The sequence below is a fragment of the Streptomyces sp. DH12 genome (assembly GCF_020873895.1).
GTDB lineage: Bacteria > Actinomycetota > Actinomycetes > Streptomycetales > Streptomycetaceae > Streptomyces.
The window spans coordinates 103,758-122,278 of sequence record NZ_JAHWGT010000016.1 but is presented as its reverse complement, the minus strand read 5'-3'; the positions used below and the strand labels follow the sequence as shown (position 1 = coordinate 122,278).

23 protein-coding genes and 4 pseudogenes are annotated in these 18,521 nt (G+C 70.0%); 7 read left to right on the top strand and 20 right to left on the bottom strand.

What is annotated here, in order from left to right:
* Window positions 1–319: 319 nt before the first annotated feature.
* From LPA54_RS17070 to LPA54_RS17045, 6 genes and pseudogenes are all read right to left on the bottom strand, one after another.
* A pseudogene (locus tag LPA54_RS17070) lies at window positions 320–591 on the bottom strand (hypothetical protein).
* Window positions 591–824 carry a hypothetical protein gene (locus LPA54_RS17065; RefSeq protein ID WP_228978562.1) on the bottom strand — a complete coding sequence of 78 codons (234 nt, stop codon included), beginning with the start codon at window positions 822–824 and terminating at the stop codon, window positions 591–593. Before LPA54_RS17065 ends, LPA54_RS17070 begins: the two are co-directional and overlap by 1 nt.
* Window positions 825–1,271: 447 nt before the next feature.
* On the bottom strand, window positions 1,272–2,099 hold the full coding sequence (locus LPA54_RS17060; RefSeq protein WP_228978560.1) for an NAD(P)-dependent oxidoreductase: 828 nt from the start codon (window positions 2,097–2,099) through the stop codon (window positions 1,272–1,274).
* Window positions 2,100–2,227: 128 nt separating this feature from the next.
* Window positions 2,228–2,524 (bottom strand): hypothetical protein, encoded by a 297-nt coding sequence (locus LPA54_RS17055; RefSeq protein WP_228978558.1) that lies wholly within the window; start codon window positions 2,522–2,524, stop codon window positions 2,228–2,230.
* Window positions 2,525–2,866: 342 nt separating this feature from the next.
* Window positions 2,867–3,424, bottom strand: a complete 558-nt coding sequence (locus tag LPA54_RS17050; protein WP_228978557.1) for an XRE family transcriptional regulator — start codon at window positions 3,422–3,424, stop codon at window positions 2,867–2,869.
* A 9-nt stretch (window positions 3,425–3,433) separates the two neighbouring features.
* Window positions 3,434–5,690: pseudogene (locus LPA54_RS17045) on the bottom strand (transcriptional regulator).
* Window positions 5,691–5,815: 125 nt separating this feature from the next.
* Between LPA54_RS17045 and LPA54_RS17040 the strand changes: the two are divergent.
* The gene (locus tag LPA54_RS17040) at window positions 5,816–6,076 is read left to right on the top strand and encodes a type II toxin-antitoxin system Phd/YefM family antitoxin (protein ID WP_228978555.1); all 261 of its coding nucleotides are present in this window, start codon (window positions 5,816–5,818) and stop codon (window positions 6,074–6,076) included.
* The gene (locus tag LPA54_RS17035) at window positions 6,073–6,318 is read left to right on the top strand and encodes a type II toxin-antitoxin system RelE/ParE family toxin (RefSeq protein ID WP_228978552.1); all 246 of its coding nucleotides are present in this window, start codon (window positions 6,073–6,075) and stop codon (window positions 6,316–6,318) included. Before LPA54_RS17040 ends, LPA54_RS17035 begins: the two co-directional genes overlap by 4 nt.
* A gap of 608 nt (window positions 6,319–6,926) precedes the next feature.
* Here the strand turns inward: LPA54_RS17035 and LPA54_RS17030 are convergent.
* From LPA54_RS17030 to LPA54_RS17020, 3 genes and pseudogenes are all read right to left on the bottom strand, one after another.
* On the bottom strand, window positions 6,927–7,499 hold the full coding sequence (locus LPA54_RS17030; RefSeq protein ID WP_228978550.1) for a hypothetical protein: 573 nt from the start codon (window positions 7,497–7,499) through the stop codon (window positions 6,927–6,929).
* 483 nt (window positions 7,500–7,982) lie between these two features.
* Window positions 7,983–8,567, bottom strand: coding sequence for a restriction endonuclease (locus tag LPA54_RS17025; protein WP_228978548.1), 585 nt, complete (start codon window positions 8,565–8,567; stop codon window positions 7,983–7,985).
* A 90-nt stretch (window positions 8,568–8,657) separates the two neighbouring features.
* Window positions 8,658–8,850 (bottom strand): annotated as a pseudogene (locus tag LPA54_RS17020) (hypothetical protein).
* On the opposite strand from LPA54_RS17020, the gene LPA54_RS17015 reads away from it, so the two are divergent.
* Window positions 8,765–8,944: a hypothetical protein gene (locus tag LPA54_RS17015; protein WP_228978628.1), complete on the top strand. Its 180-nt coding sequence runs from the start codon at window positions 8,765–8,767 to the stop codon at window positions 8,942–8,944. The pseudogene LPA54_RS17020 and the gene LPA54_RS17015 sit on opposite strands and share 86 nt — an antisense overlap.
* A 337-nt stretch (window positions 8,945–9,281) precedes the next feature.
* Here LPA54_RS17015 and LPA54_RS17010 read toward each other — a convergent pair whose 3' ends face one another.
* On the bottom strand, window positions 9,282–9,758 hold the full coding sequence (locus LPA54_RS17010; RefSeq protein ID WP_228978546.1) for a hypothetical protein: 477 nt from the start codon (window positions 9,756–9,758) through the stop codon (window positions 9,282–9,284).
* Between the two features lie 13 nt (window positions 9,759–9,771).
* Between LPA54_RS17010 and LPA54_RS17005 the strand changes: the two genes are divergently transcribed.
* Window positions 9,772–9,951 carry a hypothetical protein gene (locus LPA54_RS17005; RefSeq protein ID WP_228978544.1) on the top strand — a complete coding sequence of 60 codons (180 nt, stop codon included), beginning with the start codon at window positions 9,772–9,774 and terminating at the stop codon, window positions 9,949–9,951.
* Between the two features lie 154 nt (window positions 9,952–10,105).
* Here LPA54_RS17005 and LPA54_RS17000 read toward each other — a convergent pair whose 3' ends face one another.
* The 10 genes from LPA54_RS17000 to LPA54_RS16955 all read right to left on the bottom strand — a co-directional run bounded on the left by LPA54_RS17000 (window position 10,106) and on the right by LPA54_RS16955 (window position 16,037).
* A complete protein-coding gene (locus LPA54_RS17000; RefSeq protein WP_228978542.1) occupies window positions 10,106–10,921 on the bottom strand; it encodes a hypothetical protein in 816 nt (271 codons plus the stop codon).
* Window positions 10,918–11,823, bottom strand: coding sequence for a sigma-70 family RNA polymerase sigma factor (locus tag LPA54_RS42880; RefSeq protein ID WP_228978540.1), 906 nt, complete (start codon window positions 11,821–11,823; stop codon window positions 10,918–10,920). The genes LPA54_RS17000 and LPA54_RS42880 overlap by 4 nt, the downstream gene beginning before the upstream one ends.
* Window positions 11,820–12,041: a hypothetical protein gene (locus LPA54_RS16990; protein ID WP_228978538.1), complete on the bottom strand. Its 222-nt coding sequence runs from the start codon at window positions 12,039–12,041 to the stop codon at window positions 11,820–11,822. The genes LPA54_RS42880 and LPA54_RS16990 overlap by 4 nt, the downstream gene beginning before the upstream one ends.
* Before the next feature lie 626 nt (window positions 12,042–12,667).
* Window positions 12,668–13,030, bottom strand: a complete 363-nt coding sequence (locus tag LPA54_RS16985; protein WP_228978535.1) for a hypothetical protein — start codon at window positions 13,028–13,030, stop codon at window positions 12,668–12,670.
* Complete coding sequence (locus tag LPA54_RS16980; protein ID WP_228978533.1) at window positions 13,030–13,278, bottom strand: hypothetical protein; 249 nt, start codon at window positions 13,276–13,278, stop codon at window positions 13,030–13,032. The genes LPA54_RS16985 and LPA54_RS16980 overlap by 1 nt, the downstream gene beginning before the upstream one ends.
* A 91-nt stretch (window positions 13,279–13,369) precedes the next feature.
* The gene (locus LPA54_RS16975; protein ID WP_228978532.1) at window positions 13,370–13,744 is read right to left on the bottom strand and encodes a PIN domain-containing protein; all 375 of its coding nucleotides are present in this window, start codon (window positions 13,742–13,744) and stop codon (window positions 13,370–13,372) included.
* The gene (locus LPA54_RS16970) at window positions 13,741–13,995 is read right to left on the bottom strand and encodes a hypothetical protein (protein ID WP_228978531.1); all 255 of its coding nucleotides are present in this window, start codon (window positions 13,993–13,995) and stop codon (window positions 13,741–13,743) included. Before LPA54_RS16970 ends, LPA54_RS16975 begins: the two co-directional genes overlap by 4 nt.
* Window positions 13,996–14,301: 306 nt before the next feature.
* The gene (locus tag LPA54_RS16965; RefSeq protein ID WP_228978530.1) at window positions 14,302–14,943 is read right to left on the bottom strand and encodes a hypothetical protein; all 642 of its coding nucleotides are present in this window, start codon (window positions 14,941–14,943) and stop codon (window positions 14,302–14,304) included.
* 5 nt (window positions 14,944–14,948) lie between these two features.
* Window positions 14,949–15,389, bottom strand: a complete 441-nt coding sequence (locus tag LPA54_RS16960) for a hypothetical protein (protein WP_228978529.1) — start codon at window positions 15,387–15,389, stop codon at window positions 14,949–14,951.
* A 339-nt stretch (window positions 15,390–15,728) separates the two neighbouring features.
* Entirely contained in the window at window positions 15,729–16,037 is a 309-nt protein-coding gene (locus tag LPA54_RS16955) for a hypothetical protein (RefSeq protein WP_228978528.1), read from the bottom strand.
* On the opposite strand from LPA54_RS16955, the pseudogene LPA54_RS16950 reads away from it, so the two are divergent.
* From LPA54_RS16950 to LPA54_RS16940, 3 genes and pseudogenes are all read left to right on the top strand, one after another.
* Window positions 16,036–16,305, top strand: a pseudogene (locus LPA54_RS16950) (YkvA family protein); the annotation flags it as partial. The gene LPA54_RS16955 and the pseudogene LPA54_RS16950 sit on opposite strands and share 2 nt — an antisense overlap.
* 1,040 nt (window positions 16,306–17,345) lie before the next feature.
* Window positions 17,346–17,543: a hypothetical protein gene (locus LPA54_RS16945; RefSeq protein WP_228978526.1), complete on the top strand. Its 198-nt coding sequence runs from the start codon at window positions 17,346–17,348 to the stop codon at window positions 17,541–17,543.
* A 148-nt stretch (window positions 17,544–17,691) separates the two neighbouring features.
* Complete coding sequence (locus tag LPA54_RS16940; RefSeq protein WP_228978524.1) at window positions 17,692–18,165, top strand: hypothetical protein; 474 nt, start codon at window positions 17,692–17,694, stop codon at window positions 18,163–18,165.
* The last annotated feature ends 356 nt before the right edge of the window (window positions 18,166–18,521 follow it).

Below are 18,521 nucleotides of genomic sequence, written 5' to 3'. Positions count from 1 at the left end.
CAGCGACCGAAGACGCGCAGAGTCGCTGCCCTTCGGTCGCTACTCAGGCAGGGCAGCCAGTCGGTCCAGCGACCCAAGCGACCCACTTAGCCCCCCCAGGCAACCGACCCGTGGCTCCAGGCCCCGGCCCCCGCCTGAAGCGCTCAGGCACAGGCGGACATCGGGAAGCCAGCTCCTCCGCCGGGTCGATAACGGCGCACGGGAAGCAACGCGCCGTATGACATCGTGAAGAGCCGGGAGGCGCATTGACTGCCTCCCTCCGGACGGGTGTCGGAACGCGGCGGGAGAGTGAAGCCGGCGCCGTCCCAGCCTGGATGGGCTAGACCTCGAGGTAGGCGACCACGACCACGGTCTTCAAGGCCGTGACCCAGTACAGGACGCGCACGTGCTCGATGTCGTCGGTGTACTGGCGCAGCTGGGGCCCGCCGTGTCGCCGGGGATCGGTTCGCCGATGTCGGGGTCGACGGAGACGACGACCAGGGCGCGGTCCAGGGCGTGGATCTCCGCCTCGCTGGTGATGCTCTCCAGCTGCTTGGCGGCGGAGTCGGAGAACGCGATCCGGGCCCGGCGCGGGCCCGGCTGCGGGGCCATCAGGCGACGGCCGGACGCTGCCGAGCGAGGCGGGCGAGGTGGGCCTCGCGCAGCTTCTCCCAGGGGGTGCACTGCTCGGGGTCGGGCAGGCCGTTGGTGGCGATGTCCTCCAGGGCGGCGGCGAACCGGTCGGCGTCGGCGCGGGTCTTAGCGGCGTACGCGCGGACCGCGTCGGCGGCCGCGGGCTCCAGCTGCCGGGCGGCGGTGTCGGCGGAGGCCGGCTGTTCGCTCATCGAGGGCTCCGGAGGGCAGAACTGGCGTTGCTCACCACGTTTTCGCCGGGCCATGGGGCCTGGGACCACTCTGGCCGAACCAGCCTTCGCGACTACGTTCCGTACTGTCGCAAGCGCCCGGGCTTCAACTCTTATGTGTCACGCTCTGCCCTCGGATCCAGCTTGGAGGGCCTGTCGGACTCCGAGAAACGGACATACCGGGATGCATTCGAGGTGGCGTGACACTTTCCCGAGGGAGCGTGAAAGCCGGTGTCACGCTCACGCTCAGTCAGCGTGACATCCGGCCTGTCCTCTGACACTGAAGTCGGACCGATTGCCATCGAAGTTGGACCGCTGCCTGGCAGCCCCTTCTCAGGCCGAGGGGCATGGGCGGGCAACCGGAGCACGGGTGACGGCACTGTAGACGTGGCCTCTGCGACGTCGGTGACTGCCGCCCGCATCCCGGGGTCAAGGTCGAAGGTGCTTGAGGGTGCACTCAGGCAGGGCATAGGAGCCGGCCTGGGGTGCGCCGGGGTCGGCCGGGTGGTCCGGCATGGGGATGTCAGCTGCATGGAGCTGGGCATCGTCGACTGGTGTGTAGGCCAGTTCTGCCGGGTCGGGGAGTTCCCAGAAGCGGCGGGCGTTGTTGGAGACGGCGTATGTAGTGACAAAGCGGGTGGAGGCCGGTGCAGCGAGGGCGGCCCGGATGAAGCCGATGGCGTCGCGCGGGCTCAGCCAGGTCGCCAGGTGCCGGGGCTCGGTGGGTAGGTTCTCGAAGCTGCCGATGCGCAGGCAGACGACGGACAGAGCGAACTTGTCGGCATACAGCTGCCCGAGCGCCTCGACGGCGGCTTTGCTTACCCCGTAGAGGCCGTCCGGGCGTACCGGATCCTGCGGACCGGTCAGATGCTCAGTCGGGTAGAAGCCGGTCACACGATTACTGCTGGCCAGTACCACCCGCTCGATGCCTGTGCGCCGGGCAGCCTCCAGGACGTGGTGCGTGCCGAGTACGTTGGCTTCGAGGAGATCGGGGAGAGGCGCCTCGTCGGGCACGCCACCCAAGTGCAGCACCCGGTCGGCTCCCGCCAGGGCCGACTCCACAGCGGCGACGTCCCGCAGATCCACGGTGTGGACGTCCTCGTTCTCGGCCTCCCGGCGCAGCGGCACACGGTCGAGGAGGATCAACCGGTCCGCCTCGCCTCGCAGCGCCTCCCGCACCACACAACCGATGGTGCCCGCCGCCCCGGTTATCGCCACCGTTCCCAGACTCACTGCGTCTCCCTTGGCTTGGACCATCCGCGCATCTTCGCGTCTGTTGATCCACTCATCAAGGGGCTGAGGAGCTGGTAGAGCAGCGGTCCAACTTCGTTGGCAAACCGTCCAGGTTCGATGTCAGCGGACACGGCCGGAAGAGCGTGATGCGGTCAGCTGGCGCCGGAGCGGGCGAGGAGCGCGGCAAGGTCACCGGCGGCTTCGGGTTCGGTTGTGGCGAGCCGGGCCGCGAACGCCAGCTGGTCCATGTCGACGCCGGGGACCAGGCGGACAAGTTCGGCGAGCAGCGCGGCGTGGGCGAGGACCGGCGGCGGCAGGAGGCCGGCGGAGGCTTCCCGGGCGGCCGGATCGCGGTAGTGCCCGCGGTGTGCGGCCAGGGCGTGGGCGATCCAGGCGTCGACGTCGGCCCGGCCGTACCCACCGGCTCGCCGCGTGAGTTCGTCGCGCACGGCTTCGTCCCCGTCGCGGGGCTCGGTCTGCTCCCAGCGTGCCCAGTTCGCGCAGCGCCTGGAGCTCGTCGGCGCGGGCTGCGATTCGCTGCGCCTCCCGTTCGGCGGCGGCCGCGGCTTCAGCGGCGAGCTCGGCCTGGACGAAGTCGTCGGTGTCCGGTCGTACGCGGTGCCCGGCGCGGCGGCGGCGAGGAGTTGGTCGATGCGCTCCCACTCCGCCGGGGCCGGTCAGCCCGGCACGAGGACCTCGCCAACGACGAGCGCGGCCGGGCCGAGCTGGTACGCGAGCGAGCCCCGGACCACATCGGTCCGGGGCTCGCGGGCTGTTCGGGTACGGCCCTGCTACAGGTCGAACTCGAGGTGCTGGACGTCCGTGAACCGGACCTCTTCCAGGCTACCGGCGCGGCGGCCGCCGTCCTGGAAGTACACCTCCTTGAGCCCGTCGGCCACGATCTGCTGGAGCTGGGCGTCGCTGGCGCCGGCCTCTTGGGCGTCGAAGAGACGAGCGGCGAAGTGGGGCGGCAGCGCGACGGTCAGGTGCCGGACGCGGTCCTCGTCCGTCGACCCGATCGGCGCGGTGTAGCCCATGCGGGCCTGGGTGTCGATGACGATGCCGCCGGTGGTCGCCGCCTTCTGCCGGGCCTTGGCCCGGATCTGTGGCTGCCACCGCTTCTTCACCTCGCGCTCCAGGCGCGCGGCGAGCTCGGGCCGGGGCTTCTTGATCTGGTCCTTCACGTACCGCTCGACGGTGCGCTGGGAGATCCGCAGCATCTGGGCGACCGCCTTCGTGCCCTTGAGCTGTTTGACCAGGTACCGCATCTGCGCGCCCGCGCTCTTGGGCGCCGGGCGGGTAAACGCCTTCTGCACCGCGGCCTCCAGGCCGTCCCCGAACAGGCTCATCGCCTACTCCTACTCTCCGTTGTCGACGTCGGTGACGGTGCCGTCCTTGATGTACCGGGCGAGGTTGAGCTCCGGCGCGTTGAACCGCTCGCGGACTTCCTCGCCCCACAGGACGTCCTGCGTGCCCTCGTGCTTGACCAGGCCGGGGTTGATGCCGAGCTTGAAGCCGCCGGGTAGCGGTTTGCCCTCCCGGTAGGGCAGGAAGTCCAGCGGCGAGGGGCCGCCTGCGGCGTAAACGACGCAGTCGGAGAGGATCGCGATCGGGTACTGGCCGGTGAACGTCGCGTGCTTGACGATCTTGCGGTGGAGGTTGATCCGGGTGCGGGAGATGACCGCCGCGCGGATGTCCGGCCGCCACGTCGGGCGGGACAGAGCGCGCCACGGCTCGCCCGGCCGCCAGCTCTCGCCGCGCGGGCGCTCGCGGAGCTTGCCCAGGCCGCCCTTGACCGTCGCCTTGATCGCTGAGACGACGATCGCCAGGTCCGGGTCGCGGTTCTTGTAGCCGTCCATCGCGGCGAGGAAGTCGGCCGGGGCGAGGTCGGCGACGACGCCGAGGTCGGCCATCGTGGCGAGGTAGGCGTCACGGAGCCGCTGGTACCAGCCGTCCAGGTACCGGCCGTTGTCGTACCGGACCCACGCCTCGATCGGGCGCACCTCGTAGCCGAGCTCCAGGGCGTACGCCACGGTGGGGGTCGCGTACCAGGCCGGTCCGGTCGGGTGCTCGCCCTTCGGCGTGAACGGGGAGGGCAGCAGGCTGCCGTCCAGCTCCACCCACTCCTTGCCGACCTTCACCTTCGACAGGTCGACGTGGGACAGGTCGACCAGCCACGAGCCGGGCAGCTTCGGGTCGAACGCGGGGGCCTGGACGTGCGTCGCCTCACCGAGGCCGACGTTCAGACCGTTCGCGCCGGCGGCGAAGGCCATGTTCACGTCGATGCCGACCAGGTGCCGCAGGGTGCACTCGGCATCCGTCATCGGCCGCGCCCAATCGTATGCCTCCTCGAGCAACTTCTCCGCCGGTCCGCGCACGTGGAACCGGGGTAGGTCCTTGAGGACCGGGTGGCCGTCGGGGACCTCGCACGGCGGCCAGTTCATCGGGTCGATGGCGTCCTTGCCCAGCGAGCCGGGGTTGTGCTCGGAGTGCCGCTTCCCCGTCGCGTCGGGCTCGGAGGCCCGGGTCGGCGGGTGCAGGGCGGTCATCAGCTCCAGGCCGGTCACGGCGGTCGAGCCGCGCGGCGTCATCACCCGGGACGCGTACACGCCCAGGACGCGGGCGAGCTCGGCCGGCGGCAGCTGCCCGGCCTCGCCCCAGTGCCGCGTGTCGAGCGCGTTCCAGGACGGGATGCACAGCTGCACGCAGGCCCGCTCCGAACCGGTGGCGGGGCGGTAGATCCTCGCCCACGGGCCGAAGCCGCGCTTGGTCAGCTTCCACTCCGCGCGGGTCAGCTGCTTGATGACCTTGTGGCCCTCCGGGATCCGCCCGGCGTGTTTCTCCTCCTCGGTGAGCGAGACGGGGAGGCCGTAGCGTTCCAGCGCGGCCTCGGTGAGCACAAGCAGCGGGTCCGCGTCCTTGCCCGGTCCCGACAGCTTCGGGTGACCGAGCTTGGCCTCCGTGAGCGTCCAGTCGACCAGGGCCGGGATGGACTTGGCGGGCACGTCTAGGACCAGGCCGCCGGTGCAGTACGCCAGCACCTGCCCGTCCTCGGCGTCGACGACCGCGAGCGGTCCGTTCTCGAACCGCGGATCGGCGCCGCCCGTAGGGGTGCCGACCGGGGCCGCCTTCGCACCCGGGCGGCGCGACGTCGACGACGGCCTGGTGTTGCGCGCCGGGCGCGAGGCGGCAGTTGGAGTCGCGGAGTCGGCGGCAGCGTGGGGCTGGGTGGTCTCGGAGTCGGTTCCTGGCCTCGTTCCCGGAGGCCGGTGCCGCGGGCAGAGTCCGCGTTTCCGGTGCCGGGGCTGCCGGGCCGGTGAACATCTCGGGCACGGCCGTGTCCTCGCCCGTTTCGGTGGTGTTGGCCGGGGTGGGATAGAGCTCCGCGAGCTTCTCAAGCAGCCGCGCGTACGCCTCGCGCTCCGGGCCGCGCGGCTCGACCGGCTTCTTGATCGACTCCCAGCCGGACACCGTGGCCCGGCGCACCTTCAGCGCTGCGGCGACTTCGTCCAGCGTCAGGCCGTGCGCGACCCGCAGCCGCTTGCGTTCCGCCGCCGGCGGCAGCGGAGCGCGGGACGCGATCAGCGCGTCGACCGCGTCGAACAACTCGGACATGGAACATCTCCCGCCCGCCACCCTACCTTAGAACCGTACGGGCAGCGCACTTTCACCGTACGCATGGCGTACAGACGCGCATATGGCGGTGGGAGAGACATGCACACTTCTGTAAGCCGGTGTGCATGACGGAGATCACTTACTCGATCGTGGAGGCACGCGCCCGCCTGGGCGCCATCGCGCGCGAGGTCAGTGCCACGCGGGAACCGGTCGCCATCACCGACCACGGGCGGACCGTTGCCATACTGGTCAGCCCCGCCGACGCCCTGGAGCTGCAGGAGCTGCGGGCGCTGGCTACCTACCGCGCTCGCCGGGCCCGCGGCGAAGACGCCGGCGTGTCGCACGACGAGGCGCACCGGCGCGTGTCCGGCGGAGCTGAGGCGTGAGCTACGAGGTCATCTGGGAGCCCGAGGCACTCGCCCAAGCGGAACGCTACGCCAGAGACGACCCCGCCGGGGTACGGCAGGTGTTCACCGCCATCGGCCGTCTCGCCGACAACCCGCGGCCCGACGGCGCGTTCGGCCAAGCCGACGTGCTGCGCATCCACGTCGGCGCCTACCGGGTGATATACGAGATCAGCGACCAGCAGGTCCGCGTCAGCGTCATCCACCTCGGACACCTGCGCTGATCCCCCACTCCCCTTTTGGTGCGCCGGCCCGCTTCCCTCCGTCCGGGCGCACCCGTGTTCTCCCGCGTCTGGCTCGTGAATCCGTGTCTCCCGGTTCGGCAAGGCCCTGCTGCAGCACACGCAGTCCGCTCCCAGCGATGTCGACCAGGCCCTGCTGCTGCCCAGCACCGCGGCCTGCGCGCGGGTGACACCGCCGCCGGCACTCTCGTCCGCTTCCTCGCCTCCGGAGTGGGCAACGACACCTGCCGCGTCGAGGAGGGAGTCGAACTGATCCTGGCCTTCGAGGAAGTCATGGCCGCACACGGGTACGTGCTGAGTGCCTATGGTGTGGGGTCTGCGACTGCAGCCGCAGACCCCACTTCTTTGGCCCGGGACCGTCAGCTAGAGCCCGAAGCGGTGTGATGGCGGCGGTATCGTGCGGCCGCCATCAATCCGATGACCACGCCGGGGATGATGAAGACAAGCCCGTTGACTGTCTCTTCGCGTCCCTCGAGCGACATGGCCCAGAGGACGGCTAGAAGGAGAGCGCTCGCTGTGCTTACCAGCACAAATAACGCCAATTCGGTCCACCACTTCCTGGAGCTGTATGCCATGTCATCCATAATGGCTCACGAAGTGATGTAGTGGCACTGTACGGCCCGCCGCTTACCGTTGACGAAGAGCTGCGCACACGCCTTGCCGTAGTGAGCCAGGGTGTGGTCTGCAGCCACGTTGAGGGAGTTGACGGTCCCGCTACGGCAGGGGGAGTTGAGCGGGCCGCGCTTGATCTTGTACGTCTTCCCTGCCGTGTTGGCGTAGTGGAATTCCAGCCTGGTGTTGCAGAACTTCGCGAGGAGGGCCGAGGGGCCTACGCAGTCGACCCCCGCCATCTGGTTGGTGATCCTCTTTCCGTCGCCCTTGATGACGTGCGTCAGCGCACAGCCGGTGGGGATGGAAATGGTCAGGCCCCCCACCTGGTACTGGAAGGTTTCGATCGGCGAAGAGCCGGCGGCGCCGCGCGTCGTCCAGCCCTCCGGGTCTCCCGGCACGTCCTCGATCACCAGGTCGTCGGTGAACTCCTCGCCCGAGTAGTCGGAGGGAATGTCGGTGTCGGTGCCGTCAAAAGCGCTGGCCGGAGTGACGCCGGCGGTTAGCAGGATGGTGGCCGAGATGACTATGGCCGATAACAGGCGATTCTGCAAAACTCCCCCTCAAGGTCGGAACTCGGTCTCCAAAAACCTACGAGGGTTGGACTGCAAGCGCCAAGAAATTAACGGAACTCGCCAAAATGTTGCGCTATTTAGTTGTCGGGAAGCAGCTGCTTAGTTGCCTATAGCGGGTTTTCGGCCAACTTCTCAGAGATCTCGTTCCCCGTGCCCGACACGTCCCAGCTCGGCCTGGACTGGCTCTCCGAGGCTGCCGCCAGGCCTAGCTGTTCTAGGCAGGCCGGTCCGCCGCCCGAAGAGCAGTAGGGGACCGACATCGTGGACAGCGAGGTCCTCAAGGACCAGGAGGTCGAGTACAAGGTCGTGCTCCGCTTCCGTCCGGGCGGGCCGGCCATCCTCGGTGTCTTATTCAAGGTCGAGACCGACGGCAGCGCGTCGCGGTCAGGCAGAGGGGCGCCGCCTGGTGCCGCCGCCGCTGCCGTTCAGCGGGATCAGGCTCTCCAGGTGAGCGCCCTTTACTCAGGAGCCCAGCAGGTCGCGGTGCAGGGCCACGATGTCCTGGCGCAACGCCAGGCCCAGCGCGTCCCTGGTGAAAGCGCGGCAGGTGGTGACGAACAGGGCGACGTCCGCGCGGTGCTCGAGACGGGCGGTGCCGACGAACTTCTGCATGTCCTGCGAGGACACGCTCCGATGCGCTGCGTGCTTCTTGCACTGGATGACCAGCTTGCGGCCGTCGGCCAGGTAGCCGACGACGTCCGCGCCCAGGTCGCCGCTCTTGCCGCTGACGACGACGTCTCTGCAACCGTCCCGCCGGCACAGCTCCGCGATGTACGTCTCGAATTGCTGCCACGTCAGGGTATCGACTTGGGCCATGGACAACTCGCGCGCCCGGGCCTCCTCCTGTGCCCGCCAAACCTGGTCTCGGCTGACCGCCTGGCGGTGCGCCCGCAGCAGCGCCCAGCCCGCCCCGCCCAGCGTGGCCGCGGCAAGCACCGTCACCAGGACGGGCCACACCGTCGACCAGTTCGCGGCGACCCACACCGCTGCGGCCAGCGTTGCCACCGCGCCCCAGCCCTGCAGCTGCCGGCGGGTCTGCTTCTTCAAGCGCCGGCGCCGTCGACGTGCCGCCATCACTCCCCCGCTCCCCAGGTCCGCGGTCCGCCGTGCGCCGCCGGATCCCTGCGGTGCGGCAGCTCATCGGTCGGCCTGCGTGACGCCGCTCGCCAACTGCGCCATGACGTTCATGATCCCCTGACCGGCCGGAGTGGGGGCGAGCAGGACGCCCAGCGCCAGGACGGACGATGACGACGGTCAGCTTCTCGTCGAAGCGGCTGCGGGTCTCCGTACGCCGCCGCAGCCGCCAGATGACGACGACTACGAGCAGCACCGCCACGTTGATGGTCACCAACCGCCCCGGCCTCCCCACCGACTGGCATTCACCCCAGGGACGGCTGGATGTCGCCGCCAGCCTTCTTGTTTAGCGGCACCTTGGTGATGCTGGAGGCGGGTTGCCGACGAATGGCACAAAGCCATCGGACCTGGCCGAATAGCGCGCGGCGGCGCTCTTCGGCCGTCATGGCTCGCTCGGTCGGCACGCCTTACACAGCGGGTAGTCCCGTCCTCCGCGCGGTCACCGCCGACCGGCTCACCGCCCTCACCACGGCCGGGCACCTGCCCGGCGAGCTGCAGGAGATGGCCGCCTACCACCTCGCCAAGACCCCAGCGGGACCCAGCCGTTCCGCCGACTCCCGCTGTGGCATGCAGTACGTCGGACGGCGGCGGCCGACTCGGCCCCCCGCTGCCCCCCCGCGGCCTCGCTCACCTCGCCCACCTCGCCAGCGGCTTCCCGCCGCCCACGCGGTCGTCCCCGCCTTCGGCTGGCCCGGAGGCCGCCATGTCGACGGCGACATTTGGTGCCCCCACGGCGACATCCCCCGGGCCTCGGCCGCGTACAAAGCCAATCCGGAAGACGACGGCCCGGAGGTCTTCGGTGTGGGCGGAGGCCTGCGGGAGCACGCGGGTGCGGTCGACGGTGGACCCGTCGGTGAGCCGTACGGACACGGTCACCTTGCGGGCGACCTGCTCGCGCCGACGGATCCGTTCGGCGAGGGTGACGATGAGGTCGAGAAGCCCCGCCCGGACGAGGACGGGGCCGCGGGGGTCGATGCCGCGAGCGCGGTTGCGCAGGGTGCGCCCGGCCTTCCCGCCGAGGATCCGGCAGAACGCGGTCTCCTCCATCGCGGCGAGCGCGCCGACCGTGTAGAGCCCGTCCCGTGCCCTGGCCTGGGCGAGCACTGTTGAGGACGGTGTGGACTCTGACGCCGAGCCGGTAAGCGGCACCTACACGGACGAACCCCGCCTCGCCCTGCTCACCGCCGCCGAGGCCCGCACGGCGATCGAGTATCTCCGAGACCTGGAGCGGCTCGACCCCGAGCGCGGCTGGGCGGCCGGGCAACTTGCCGCCGACCTCGCCCGGCGCTTGCCGTAGCCGTAGCCGTAGCCGGAACCGTCCGGGCCGGACTCCGGAGGCGCCGGTACCGGACAGCGCCTTCCGCGTCCCAGTCGGGCGGCGTCGTCAGGCCGGGCCGCCCGTCTCCCCGCACCGCGCCCTCGGCGGAGCGGGGGCGCGGCGCGGCCGGTCTTCAGCGGTGGGTGGCGGCTTCATCGACCTGTCGGTGGATCCGCGGTGTGGTGCGGGAGGTGTCTCGTCGCAGGCCTGGGCGGGTGTGCGGGCGGGCCGGTAGGCCGCTGGAGGCGCTCGGTCGGTCGGCGGCCGCTTCGAGCAGGGTGCGGATCTTGCAGGCGAAGTGGGGGCCGGGGAGGGGGAGCTCGCTTTCGGGTTCGCGGAGGTAGCCGACGGCGACCGCGGTGGGCATGTAGTCCATCAGCTCGGTGACCACGGCGGAGCGGGGGCGGGTGGTGTGCCGGGCGAGGCGCCGTAGGACGCGCAGCATCGTGGTGGTGGAGGCCTCATCGGGGCGCAGGACCAGTGGCTTGCCGTCTCGGTGGATGGTGGTGTGCACGGGGGCGTGCTGGGGTTTGACGTCGTCGGTCTGCTGGTGCCACCAGCGGGCGGTGTGGGTCTCGCCGAGGGCCAGGTGGTGGAGGTAGAGGCAGTAGGCGGCGGCCGGCTGGCCTGCGCCGGCGGCGTACTGCCACCAGAACCGGGCGCCGTCGTCGGTGTCGGTCAGTTGCAGGACGCAGGCCAGGACCAGGGCGCTGCGCGGTTCGGGGACCTGGTCGGTGACGAAGGCGGCGACCGCGGTGGCGGGGGTGTGGGTCACCAGGGTCTCGCACAGTGCGCGCAGGTCCGCGGCCGCGGAGGCGTTCGGCTTCTCGCCCGGGGTTACGGCCGGGCGGGCGCCGGGGTCGGCTTCGCTGGGCGGGACGGTGTCGCGGGGCACGGTACGTCCGGGGGCGAGCAACGCCCTGGAGAGGAGGTCTTCGAGCGGTGTCATGGGGTGGGTCCTCCGGTCTGGGGCGGCAGCTCGATGGTGTCGTCCAGGAAGCGTTTGGCGTGGCGCTCGTCGGACCGTACGGCGGCCAGCGGGATGCCGAGGAGGTCGGAGACCTTGGCGTAGGGATACCCGCACACGCGCCGCAGGATGACGACGTCGAGCTGGGCGGGAGGGAGTTTGCTGATCGCGGTGAACAGCTCCAGGCTCTCGGCCATCTGGGTCGCCTGGCCCTCCGGGGTGGTGTGCGCGCGCAGGGCGACGGTGTCGAAGGCGGCGTCGCCCAGCACGGGCCGCTGGTCGCGGTGGTCGGCCTTGGCGTGGACGGTGGCGCGCAGGATGTTCCAGGCGTAGCGGCGGATGTCGGGGCTGGCCAGGGCGTCGTCGAAGGAGAGCCACAGGATGGCGAAGGTGTCCTCGACTGCGGCTTCGAGCGCCTCGTCGTGCAGGAACGCCTCGGCGTAGCGGCGGTAGCCCTCTTCCACGATCGAGCGCAGGGCTCCGTGCTCGAGGGGCGGTCCGAACCGGGTGGTGGCCAGGGTGATGGCTCCTTCGGTGGACCGCTCGACCCAGTCGCGGCTCTTGCCGGCGTCCAGGGCGGCCTGCTTCCACAGCCGGTACAGCGGCCAGCCGGGGATGTCGAGCTCGACGGCCAGGCGGTGGATGACCTCCCACCGGGGGTAGTGGCCCACGCCGCGCAGCAGTTCGGACAGCTTGGACTTGGCGAACGGGACGCGGACGCTGAGGTCGCTGAGGGTGCGGCCGCTGGCGAGGTAGTGCTCGCGGGCGGGTTCGAGCCAGGCGCGGTGGGAGCTGCCGACGGTGGCGGCGATGGGGCCGAGTTTGCGGCCCGGGCGGGTCGGGCCCGGCTCGGAAGCCGGGCCCGGAACGTTGAGCGGTGTCACGAGGTGCCGTCCTCCTCGCGGGCCACCGCCGCGGCAGGTTGCCGGGAAGCCGGTGCGGGCTGCGGGCGGAACCCGCGCAGCACCTGGGTCACGGTCAGGCCCAGGATGGGGGCGAGCGTGGCGACCAGCGCCACGTGGCCCATCGCCGCCATCATCATGCTCCAGCCGAACACCATCCCGGCCAGCACCAAGAGGAGAGCTATCTTCCTGGTGTCCATCACACTCCTTTGTGTCATGCCGCAGCCATCCGGAAGACCACGTCAACAGGAACCCCTGGCAACCGGCGGGTGCCGATCCGCGGTTGAGGGAGCATCAGCATGGACCGACCATGACCGGCTACGCCACGTGATCAAGGAATCACGGAACATTAGGGTTCGCGGAGTGTCCGGTCAGGCCCGGAGATGACCGTTGTGACGCGCGTATAAGCACGTCCGCGCGGCAGCGCGGGTGAAGTTCCCGGTTTTCCTTGCAATCAGGTCGGGGAGCCCCTCATATGGAGGCAGGACACCTTGGTGTCGCCCTTCCATCCGGAAGAGGCCGGCCCCCGTGCCGAGAACAACAGGGGGCACGTGCCGCCCGTCCCCGCCTGGCCTGACGTAGAGGCCGGGCGGGAACGGAGCACCCCCTCAAGCAGGGGAGACGACCGTAACGCAGGACACTGACAACGCCACCGCCCGGCTCGAACCCGGACGGGGCGGCGACGTCCGTGCCGAAGACGGTGCCCGGCGCCGCGACGGCGAGCAGCCCTTGGACGCGTTCCCACTCCGCGGGATCCCCGCGGCCGCGGACGTCGTCAGTCAGGTCCTCGTGCCGTGAGTCCCGCCGCGCGAAGAAGCGGCCGTCCTCAAAGGCCGGGAGCGGCGCCGGCGTCCATCCCCTTCACCCGCCGGGCCACCCCCACGTACCGGTAGCCGGTGCTCGTCGGCTTGAATCGGTCAAGGCGGATCTTGAAGATCCGCGAGGAGGCGGGCTCGCCGGTCTTGTTGCAGTCGTGGCAGTGCGCGTGGGTGCCGTCGATCCGCGTGATAACGCGGAAGCGGACGCCTCCCTCGCGTTCGAGGCGCTTGTCGGCGTCCTGCCACACCTGGTGCGGGGCGGGCGCCGGATAGCCGGGGCAGGTGCCGCTGGCGGCCTCGGGAGTCGTCACCATGTGCGCCTCGTGGAGGTCGGCGCGCTCGCAGTGCCTGGTCGGAAAGCGGGTGCTCATCAGGCTTCCTGGACGTAGCCGGTGCGGCGGGGCTGGCCATCGCGTGTGTAGGCGGTGGCGTGGAACTGGCAGGCCTCGACGGCGCGAGGGCGGACCTCGCGGCCGTCGACGGTGAGGGTGACGACCTGCGCCTTGCCGTGGCCGTACAGCGGCCAGTTCCGCGGCGAGGACGTGACCTTGACGCGGGCACCGGTGATCACATGCCGAAAGACGACGTCCTTCTCCAGGCGTGCTCGGGTCTCCGACATAAGTCATCCCTCCACGGGTCATGAAGACGGGGAACAGCGGCAGGGCAAGCGCCACGTGGGCCTTTGGTCTGCCCGATCGCCCAAGGCTGGGTCAGGTGGGGTTCAGCGGAGTGATGCCAGTGCCCGTATACAGCTCGGGGTCCAACGACAGGACCGTGAGCGGCTCCCCCGCCTTCAGTGCCTGCCAGGCAATGGCAGCCGCGTGAGCCACCGGCCAGTCCGTATTCCTCCAGTCCATCGCATCCACCGCGTGCGCGGCGGTGAACGGAACGTTCTCCGCGAACCGCAGCGATGCCGCGTGCTTGCCCGCGCCTGCGTCCTGCCGCTCGGCAGCGACGATGGAGAGCGACGGGATCAGGACGCGGCCGGTGCCGCGCGAGGCTTCGACGTAGAGGCCGGTGAAGAAGGGGTCCGCACGATACAGAGCGGCCAGAGCCGTGTGGTCCAAGACGGCCGTCAGGTTCATGCGGCGGCGCCGCCCTGGTGGGCGCGAATCTTCGCCCAGGCATCCTGCCCGACCTGCTGGACCTGCTCGCTGTACTCGATCCCGAGCTCACGGGCCGCTTCGACAGCACGCTGCTCACGCTCGGCTTCCGTAAGCTCGCGGGAAGCGAGCTCTTCCAGCAGCTCAGTGATGGTGGTGCCGCGCTCGTCGGCAAGGATACGCAGCCGGTTGCGCACTTCCTCGCTGGTCTTGATGCTCGTCGGCTTACTCATACCGCCAATTCTACCGCCGGTAGAACTTTGGGGGAAGCGCTGTCGAGCTCTCCACACACCGCCTTCGTGATAGCCCGGCCGCCGCGGGCCAGTGTTTTGAGGGCCGCCGCCCGGCCCGGCTGGCGGGCGAGCGGGGGCCGCCTGGCCCAAGCAAGGACCGGGCCCCATGGCCTCCAGGCCGTCCACGCCGACCAGCCGGACCGAATGCGATCGGGAGCGGCTCGTCGATGTGGACGGGCGCGCCCGCCAGGAGCAGCGCCCGGCCGTCGCGCCCGCTGCCTGGTTGCAACGGCCTCAGCGTCTTGCTCACCAGTCTGTGAGGTCCACCACGCGTGTGCAGTGCGGGTCCGCGCTGTCCACCGTCATGCGTTCCTCTTCGGCGATCAGTGACGGCAGGGCCGCGAGCAGGGCCGTGATCGCGCCGGAGGGCCGTACGTCTGCTGCGATCACTCCGGGCGCGTCTTGCGTGTCGAGGTAGAGGCGCAGCCGGTCTTGATCCAGGAAGAAGAATCCGCGCAGGCGCGGGTCCGGCTGGTCTTCGGTGAAGGGGTTGGTGATGGAACGCAGGATGGTCAGGGCATTGTCGTCCGGGGTGGGAGGCGCCGTCTCCACGGTGGTGGGATCCACATGGACAAGGGTCATGCCCATGACTGTGCCGACCCGGTCGCTCGGGTAGATCTGGGTGCCAGAGTTCAGGAGAGCACGCAGAATATAGATGATCTCGTAACCGGTAATGAAATCGCCGTCCGTGCGGAGGGGGATCTCATAGGCCACCAGACGGTCTGAGGTGTAAGCGTCTTCCGGGCCAGTGGCGATCCGGACAACTTCGGCGGACTCCAGGGCCGGAAGGATGCCTCGAATGTACTGGTCCCCGGGGAGCGGTGCCTGGATGTGGTGGAGCAGCAGGCAGGTGATGTCCGCCTGCTGCTCCGCGATCTCTTCGTGCATAGATCTCACTCGTTGACCCAGTTGGGGCACTTGTTCATGCCCTGGCAGTAGGCAGTGATGACGCCGATCTTCTGGCCGGTGCCGGCATTGTACCGACGGTCAGCGGTCCGTTGTGCGTACTGCACGACGACAACGATCTTCACCTGACGTCCGCCGTTGATGGCGTAGCCCCAGTATTCCAGGCGAGCGCCACTCACCTTGTCGGGCTTCCCGTTGAGGGGGCCGTTGACTACCTTGCACTTCTTGATGTTGTGCTTGCCCGAAAAGTGGTTCCATCCGAGTTCGCCATTACCGAACCGCGTGGGTACGACCCTTCCGTCCCAGTCCTTCTGCTCACACTTCTTACTCTTGTTCCAATAGGGGTCGGCATGCGCAGGAGTGGCGAGACCCACGAGAAGGGAGGCTATCCCGACGGCTGCTCCGGCGAGTGTCGCGATCTTCTTCATGCCCGCACCATGACACCGGGATGTCTGCCTGTCTCGCGAATTTGACATTTGACGCCTATTTCCGGCCAATGTGAGGCGGCGAGAATATCTGCGACACGGAACTGCCGTCGTCGCGGCTCGTCGAACAGTTGGCGCAGGGCGGTCAGCCCGGCCCTCATGGCGCCGCCCCTCCCTGTGCGGACATGGCGTGAGGTTGGCAGCGTGGGGGATCGTCAGCAAGTCGGGGTTGCCCGCCCCAATCACGGAAGGGTCCGGGAGCGCTACGAAAGGGCAGCCGCTCGCCTGGCGACCGCGGGGTACTCAGCCCGGTGCCGGCGATCCGCGCGCCGCGTTCGGTGGTCACAGGACCGTCCGGACCCACCGCACGTCCGCGCTGCGCAGCAGCAGTCTGGCCTCGGTCATCAGCTGCACACTGGGCCGGGCGGCCTCGATCCGTCCGCCCCAACAGACGTAGGCGGCTTGGTGAAGCGTCAGCGTGCTGTACCGGTTGACCAGCCGGAGCAGTTTCTCGTCCTCCTCGGTGCGCTGCCATCCGTCCCCCGACGGAGCGCAAGCTCTCGGATGGGCCTTGGCCGTCCCGCTCGCGCCACGGGTGGCAAGGGATCGATCGGTGCGGCCCGGGGACCCGCAGGGGTACAAGGGCACCATGGACGGCTCTTCCTGGCTCGTGGTGGCCGTGATTCTCGCTCTCGTCGTGGCCGTATGCGCGGCGGTCCTGCTCACACGGGTGTTCCGGGCGCGCCGACTGCTGCTGGACGCCGGGGTGCCGTTGCAGTCGAAGGCCCTGTTCTGGGGGGCCGTGATCTATACGGTGTCGCCGGTGGACCTGATCCCCGACCCTGTCTACCTGGACGACATCGGTGTCCTCCTGGTGGCGCTGCGGGCGCTGCACGCGGCCGCAGCCAGGAGCGGGGTGGATCGTAAGGAGCTGCGCTGCCGCACTGACGAGCCGGCTCCTCGCCGGCGGCACTTGGTCGTGCCGTCGACGAGGGCTGCGGCGGACGGGGTGGCCGCCGGAGGGCCTCGTGGGTGTAGGGCGGCGGCGGGACCTCGTACCGGCTTCCTGATGCCGGTGCGCCCTGCCGGGCCCGGGGGTCTCCTGCGCGTTGCAGAACAGGCACTGCCCCCAGCCTTCGGGCGGCTCCGGATCGATCGGGCCGTTCGGATGGATGGAGCAGCTCGTGGAGTTGCGGGACGGGGCCGAGTTTCGGGCGGTGACGAACACGCGGTACAGCGCGTCGTACTCCGTTGGGTCCCCGCCATCGCATCGCGGCGGCCGGCGACGGCGTGCGCGGGGTGGGAGACGCCGTACTTCCTGCGCTGGTCCAACGCCGCGGTGCGCACCGTCGTGCACGGCCTGGTGCTGTCCACCGAGGACCGCTTCATCTACCAGCAGCTGTTCAACCCCGGCTTCTCCGGGACGTGGGCGGCCTTCTTGGAGTACCGCTCCTGGCACCCGGCCGACGCCAGCCCGGGCCGGCCGCTGGCGCAGCGCCTGGCCGAACTTACCGGCGGCACCCTGGCGGCGCACCAGGTCTTCCACCCCCGACTGGACTTGTGGGACGAGACGGTGGTCGCCCGGCTGCTGGCCGGCGAGAGCGAGCAGGACCGCCGGGCCGTCGCCCGGTACGCCGACGCCCTTGGCCGGGCCCGCCGCTCCCGGCCCGCGTTCACGGTCGCGGCGGTGCGCGAGGACCTCACCCGCCGTCTGCTGCTGCGCCTGTGGCGGATCATGATCGAGGACCTGGACGTCGAGGCGTCCGCGCGCGGGCTGGTGAGTGGGGCCCGGGCCGTCAATGCGGCCCGGCGGTTCGTGCCCGGACTGATGGAGGACGGGCAGAGCGTGCAAGAGGTGCTGGCATCTACGCTCGGGGCGTGGACTATGACGAGGAGACGGCGCAGCTGGAGTGGTGGGCCAATCAATCAACGTGCCTGGCTCGGGTCCCGGTCCGAGTGATGGCCACCGCCAGCACGGGTGAGTGGCAGGCTGTGGTCTTGCCACCGTTTGACGATGTCGCCCGCCAAAACCTTGAAGAGCTTCTCGACGCGGACGCCTGCCTCACTCTTCGCTTTGGCGCCTCAGCCATCGAAGTGCAGGTGGAGCGCTACGACCGGGTCGACCGCCTTCGGCTGGCTGCCATCCCCGGTCTGTGATCACGGACATCCCGACAACCTGCGTGGTGGCGGCTGACGCCTCGCGGCGTACTCACTGATAAGGCCACGTCCGGGAAGCCCGATCGGGGTGACACACGTGACCGCTATGCTGAACGCGTTCAAACCGTGCGGCGGGTGGAGGGTGAGCATGCGCCCGAAGGTGTACCGCGCCGCGGCGTTGGCGGCTTTGCTGGCATGGTCATCGGTTGCCTGCACCGCGGGTGGCGATACGGCGTCGATCGATCAGGCGACACTGGCCGGCCCATGGACAAACGAGGCAGGAGCGCGCCTCGTATTCGAAGCTGACCGACGCGCGACGGGAACCGACCTGGGCAGTGCCCTCCCGGGAACCCTTTCCTGTCCCGATTCGCTCAGCGGGACGTGGAGTTTCTTCAGCGCCCCGACCGATACGGGCTTCAGCGCTGCTGACGCCTCGCTGACCAGTGGCGACACCATCGGCATCAGCATCACCAGCGTGGAAGACCACTGTTCACTGTCAGCGGTCGTTCGACGGGACGCGCACGGCTACAACCTCTGCCTCGTGGCAGACCCGGACTCTGATTGCTCGACCAACAAGGAACTTCTTCGCCCCGCCCCCCCGGGGCCGGAACAAAGCCAGTAGGGCCACCCCGCGGCCGACAGCGCGCAGGCGGCCGGGGTGACGGCCGCCGCCGCGCCGGCGCCGCACCCGGCCGCCCACCTTGATGGAGCGTGCCCCTTGCCTCGCACCCGCGGAGCCAGCCGTCGGTGACCGGCGTGGCACGCGCACCTCACCGCGGCCGGGCTGCGCCAGGAGCACGTCGACGAGCGGCCCGGCGAGCCCGGCATGCGGAAGCGCCTCTACCGGCTGTGGATCGCCCACGCCGACCAGCTCCGCGCCGAGCTCGGCCCGGGCCCCGCCGCGCGCATGCTGCACGAGGCGCACGGCGCACCAGGCCCTGCCCACACTGCGCGGCCGGCGCGCGGTCCTGCTCACCC

What these genes read in the sequence shown, in the direction of transcription:
- LPA54_RS17065 (WP_228978562.1), bottom strand. Translation starts at nt 824, where the DNA reads ATGAGCGAACAGCCGGCCTCCGCCGACACCGCCGCCCGGCAGCTGGAG.
- LPA54_RS17060 (WP_228978560.1), bottom strand. Translation starts at nt 2,099, where the DNA reads ATGGTCCAAGCCAAGGGAGACGCAGTGAGTCTGGGAACGGTGGCGATA.
- LPA54_RS17050 (WP_228978557.1), bottom strand. Translation starts at nt 3,424, where the DNA reads ATGAGCCTGTTCGGGGACGGCCTGGAGGCCGCGGTGCAGAAGGCGTTT.
- LPA54_RS17040 (WP_228978555.1), top strand. Translation starts at nt 5,816, where the DNA reads ATGACGGAGATCACTTACTCGATCGTGGAGGCACGCGCCCGCCTGGGC.
- LPA54_RS17015 (WP_228978628.1), top strand. Translation starts at nt 8,765, where the DNA reads ATGACGACGGTCAGCTTCTCGTCGAAGCGGCTGCGGGTCTCCGTACGC.
- LPA54_RS17000 (WP_228978542.1), bottom strand. Translation starts at nt 10,921, where the DNA reads ATGACACCGCTCGAAGACCTCCTCTCCAGGGCGTTGCTCGCCCCCGGA.
- LPA54_RS16990 (WP_228978538.1), bottom strand. Translation starts at nt 12,041, where the DNA reads ATGGACACCAGGAAGATAGCTCTCCTCTTGGTGCTGGCCGGGATGGTG.
- LPA54_RS16985 (WP_228978535.1), bottom strand. Translation starts at nt 13,030, where the DNA reads ATGAGCACCCGCTTTCCGACCAGGCACTGCGAGCGCGCCGACCTCCAC.
- LPA54_RS16980 (WP_228978533.1), bottom strand. Translation starts at nt 13,278, where the DNA reads ATGTCGGAGACCCGAGCACGCCTGGAGAAGGACGTCGTCTTTCGGCAT.
- LPA54_RS16975 (WP_228978532.1), bottom strand. Translation starts at nt 13,744, where the DNA reads ATGAACCTGACGGCCGTCTTGGACCACACGGCTCTGGCCGCTCTGTAT.
- LPA54_RS16970 (WP_228978531.1), bottom strand. Translation starts at nt 13,995, where the DNA reads ATGAGTAAGCCGACGAGCATCAAGACCAGCGAGGAAGTGCGCAACCGG.
- LPA54_RS16965 (WP_228978530.1), bottom strand. Translation starts at nt 14,943, where the DNA reads ATGCACGAAGAGATCGCGGAGCAGCAGGCGGACATCACCTGCCTGCTG.
- LPA54_RS16960 (WP_228978529.1), bottom strand. Translation starts at nt 15,389, where the DNA reads ATGAAGAAGATCGCGACACTCGCCGGAGCAGCCGTCGGGATAGCCTCC.
- LPA54_RS16955 (WP_228978528.1), bottom strand. Translation starts at nt 16,037, where the DNA reads ATGGTGCCCTTGTACCCCTGCGGGTCCCCGGGCCGCACCGATCGATCC.
- LPA54_RS16945 (WP_228978526.1), top strand. Translation starts at nt 17,346, where the DNA reads ATGGCCACCGCCAGCACGGGTGAGTGGCAGGCTGTGGTCTTGCCACCG.
- LPA54_RS16940 (WP_228978524.1), top strand. Translation starts at nt 17,692, where the DNA reads ATGCGCCCGAAGGTGTACCGCGCCGCGGCGTTGGCGGCTTTGCTGGCA.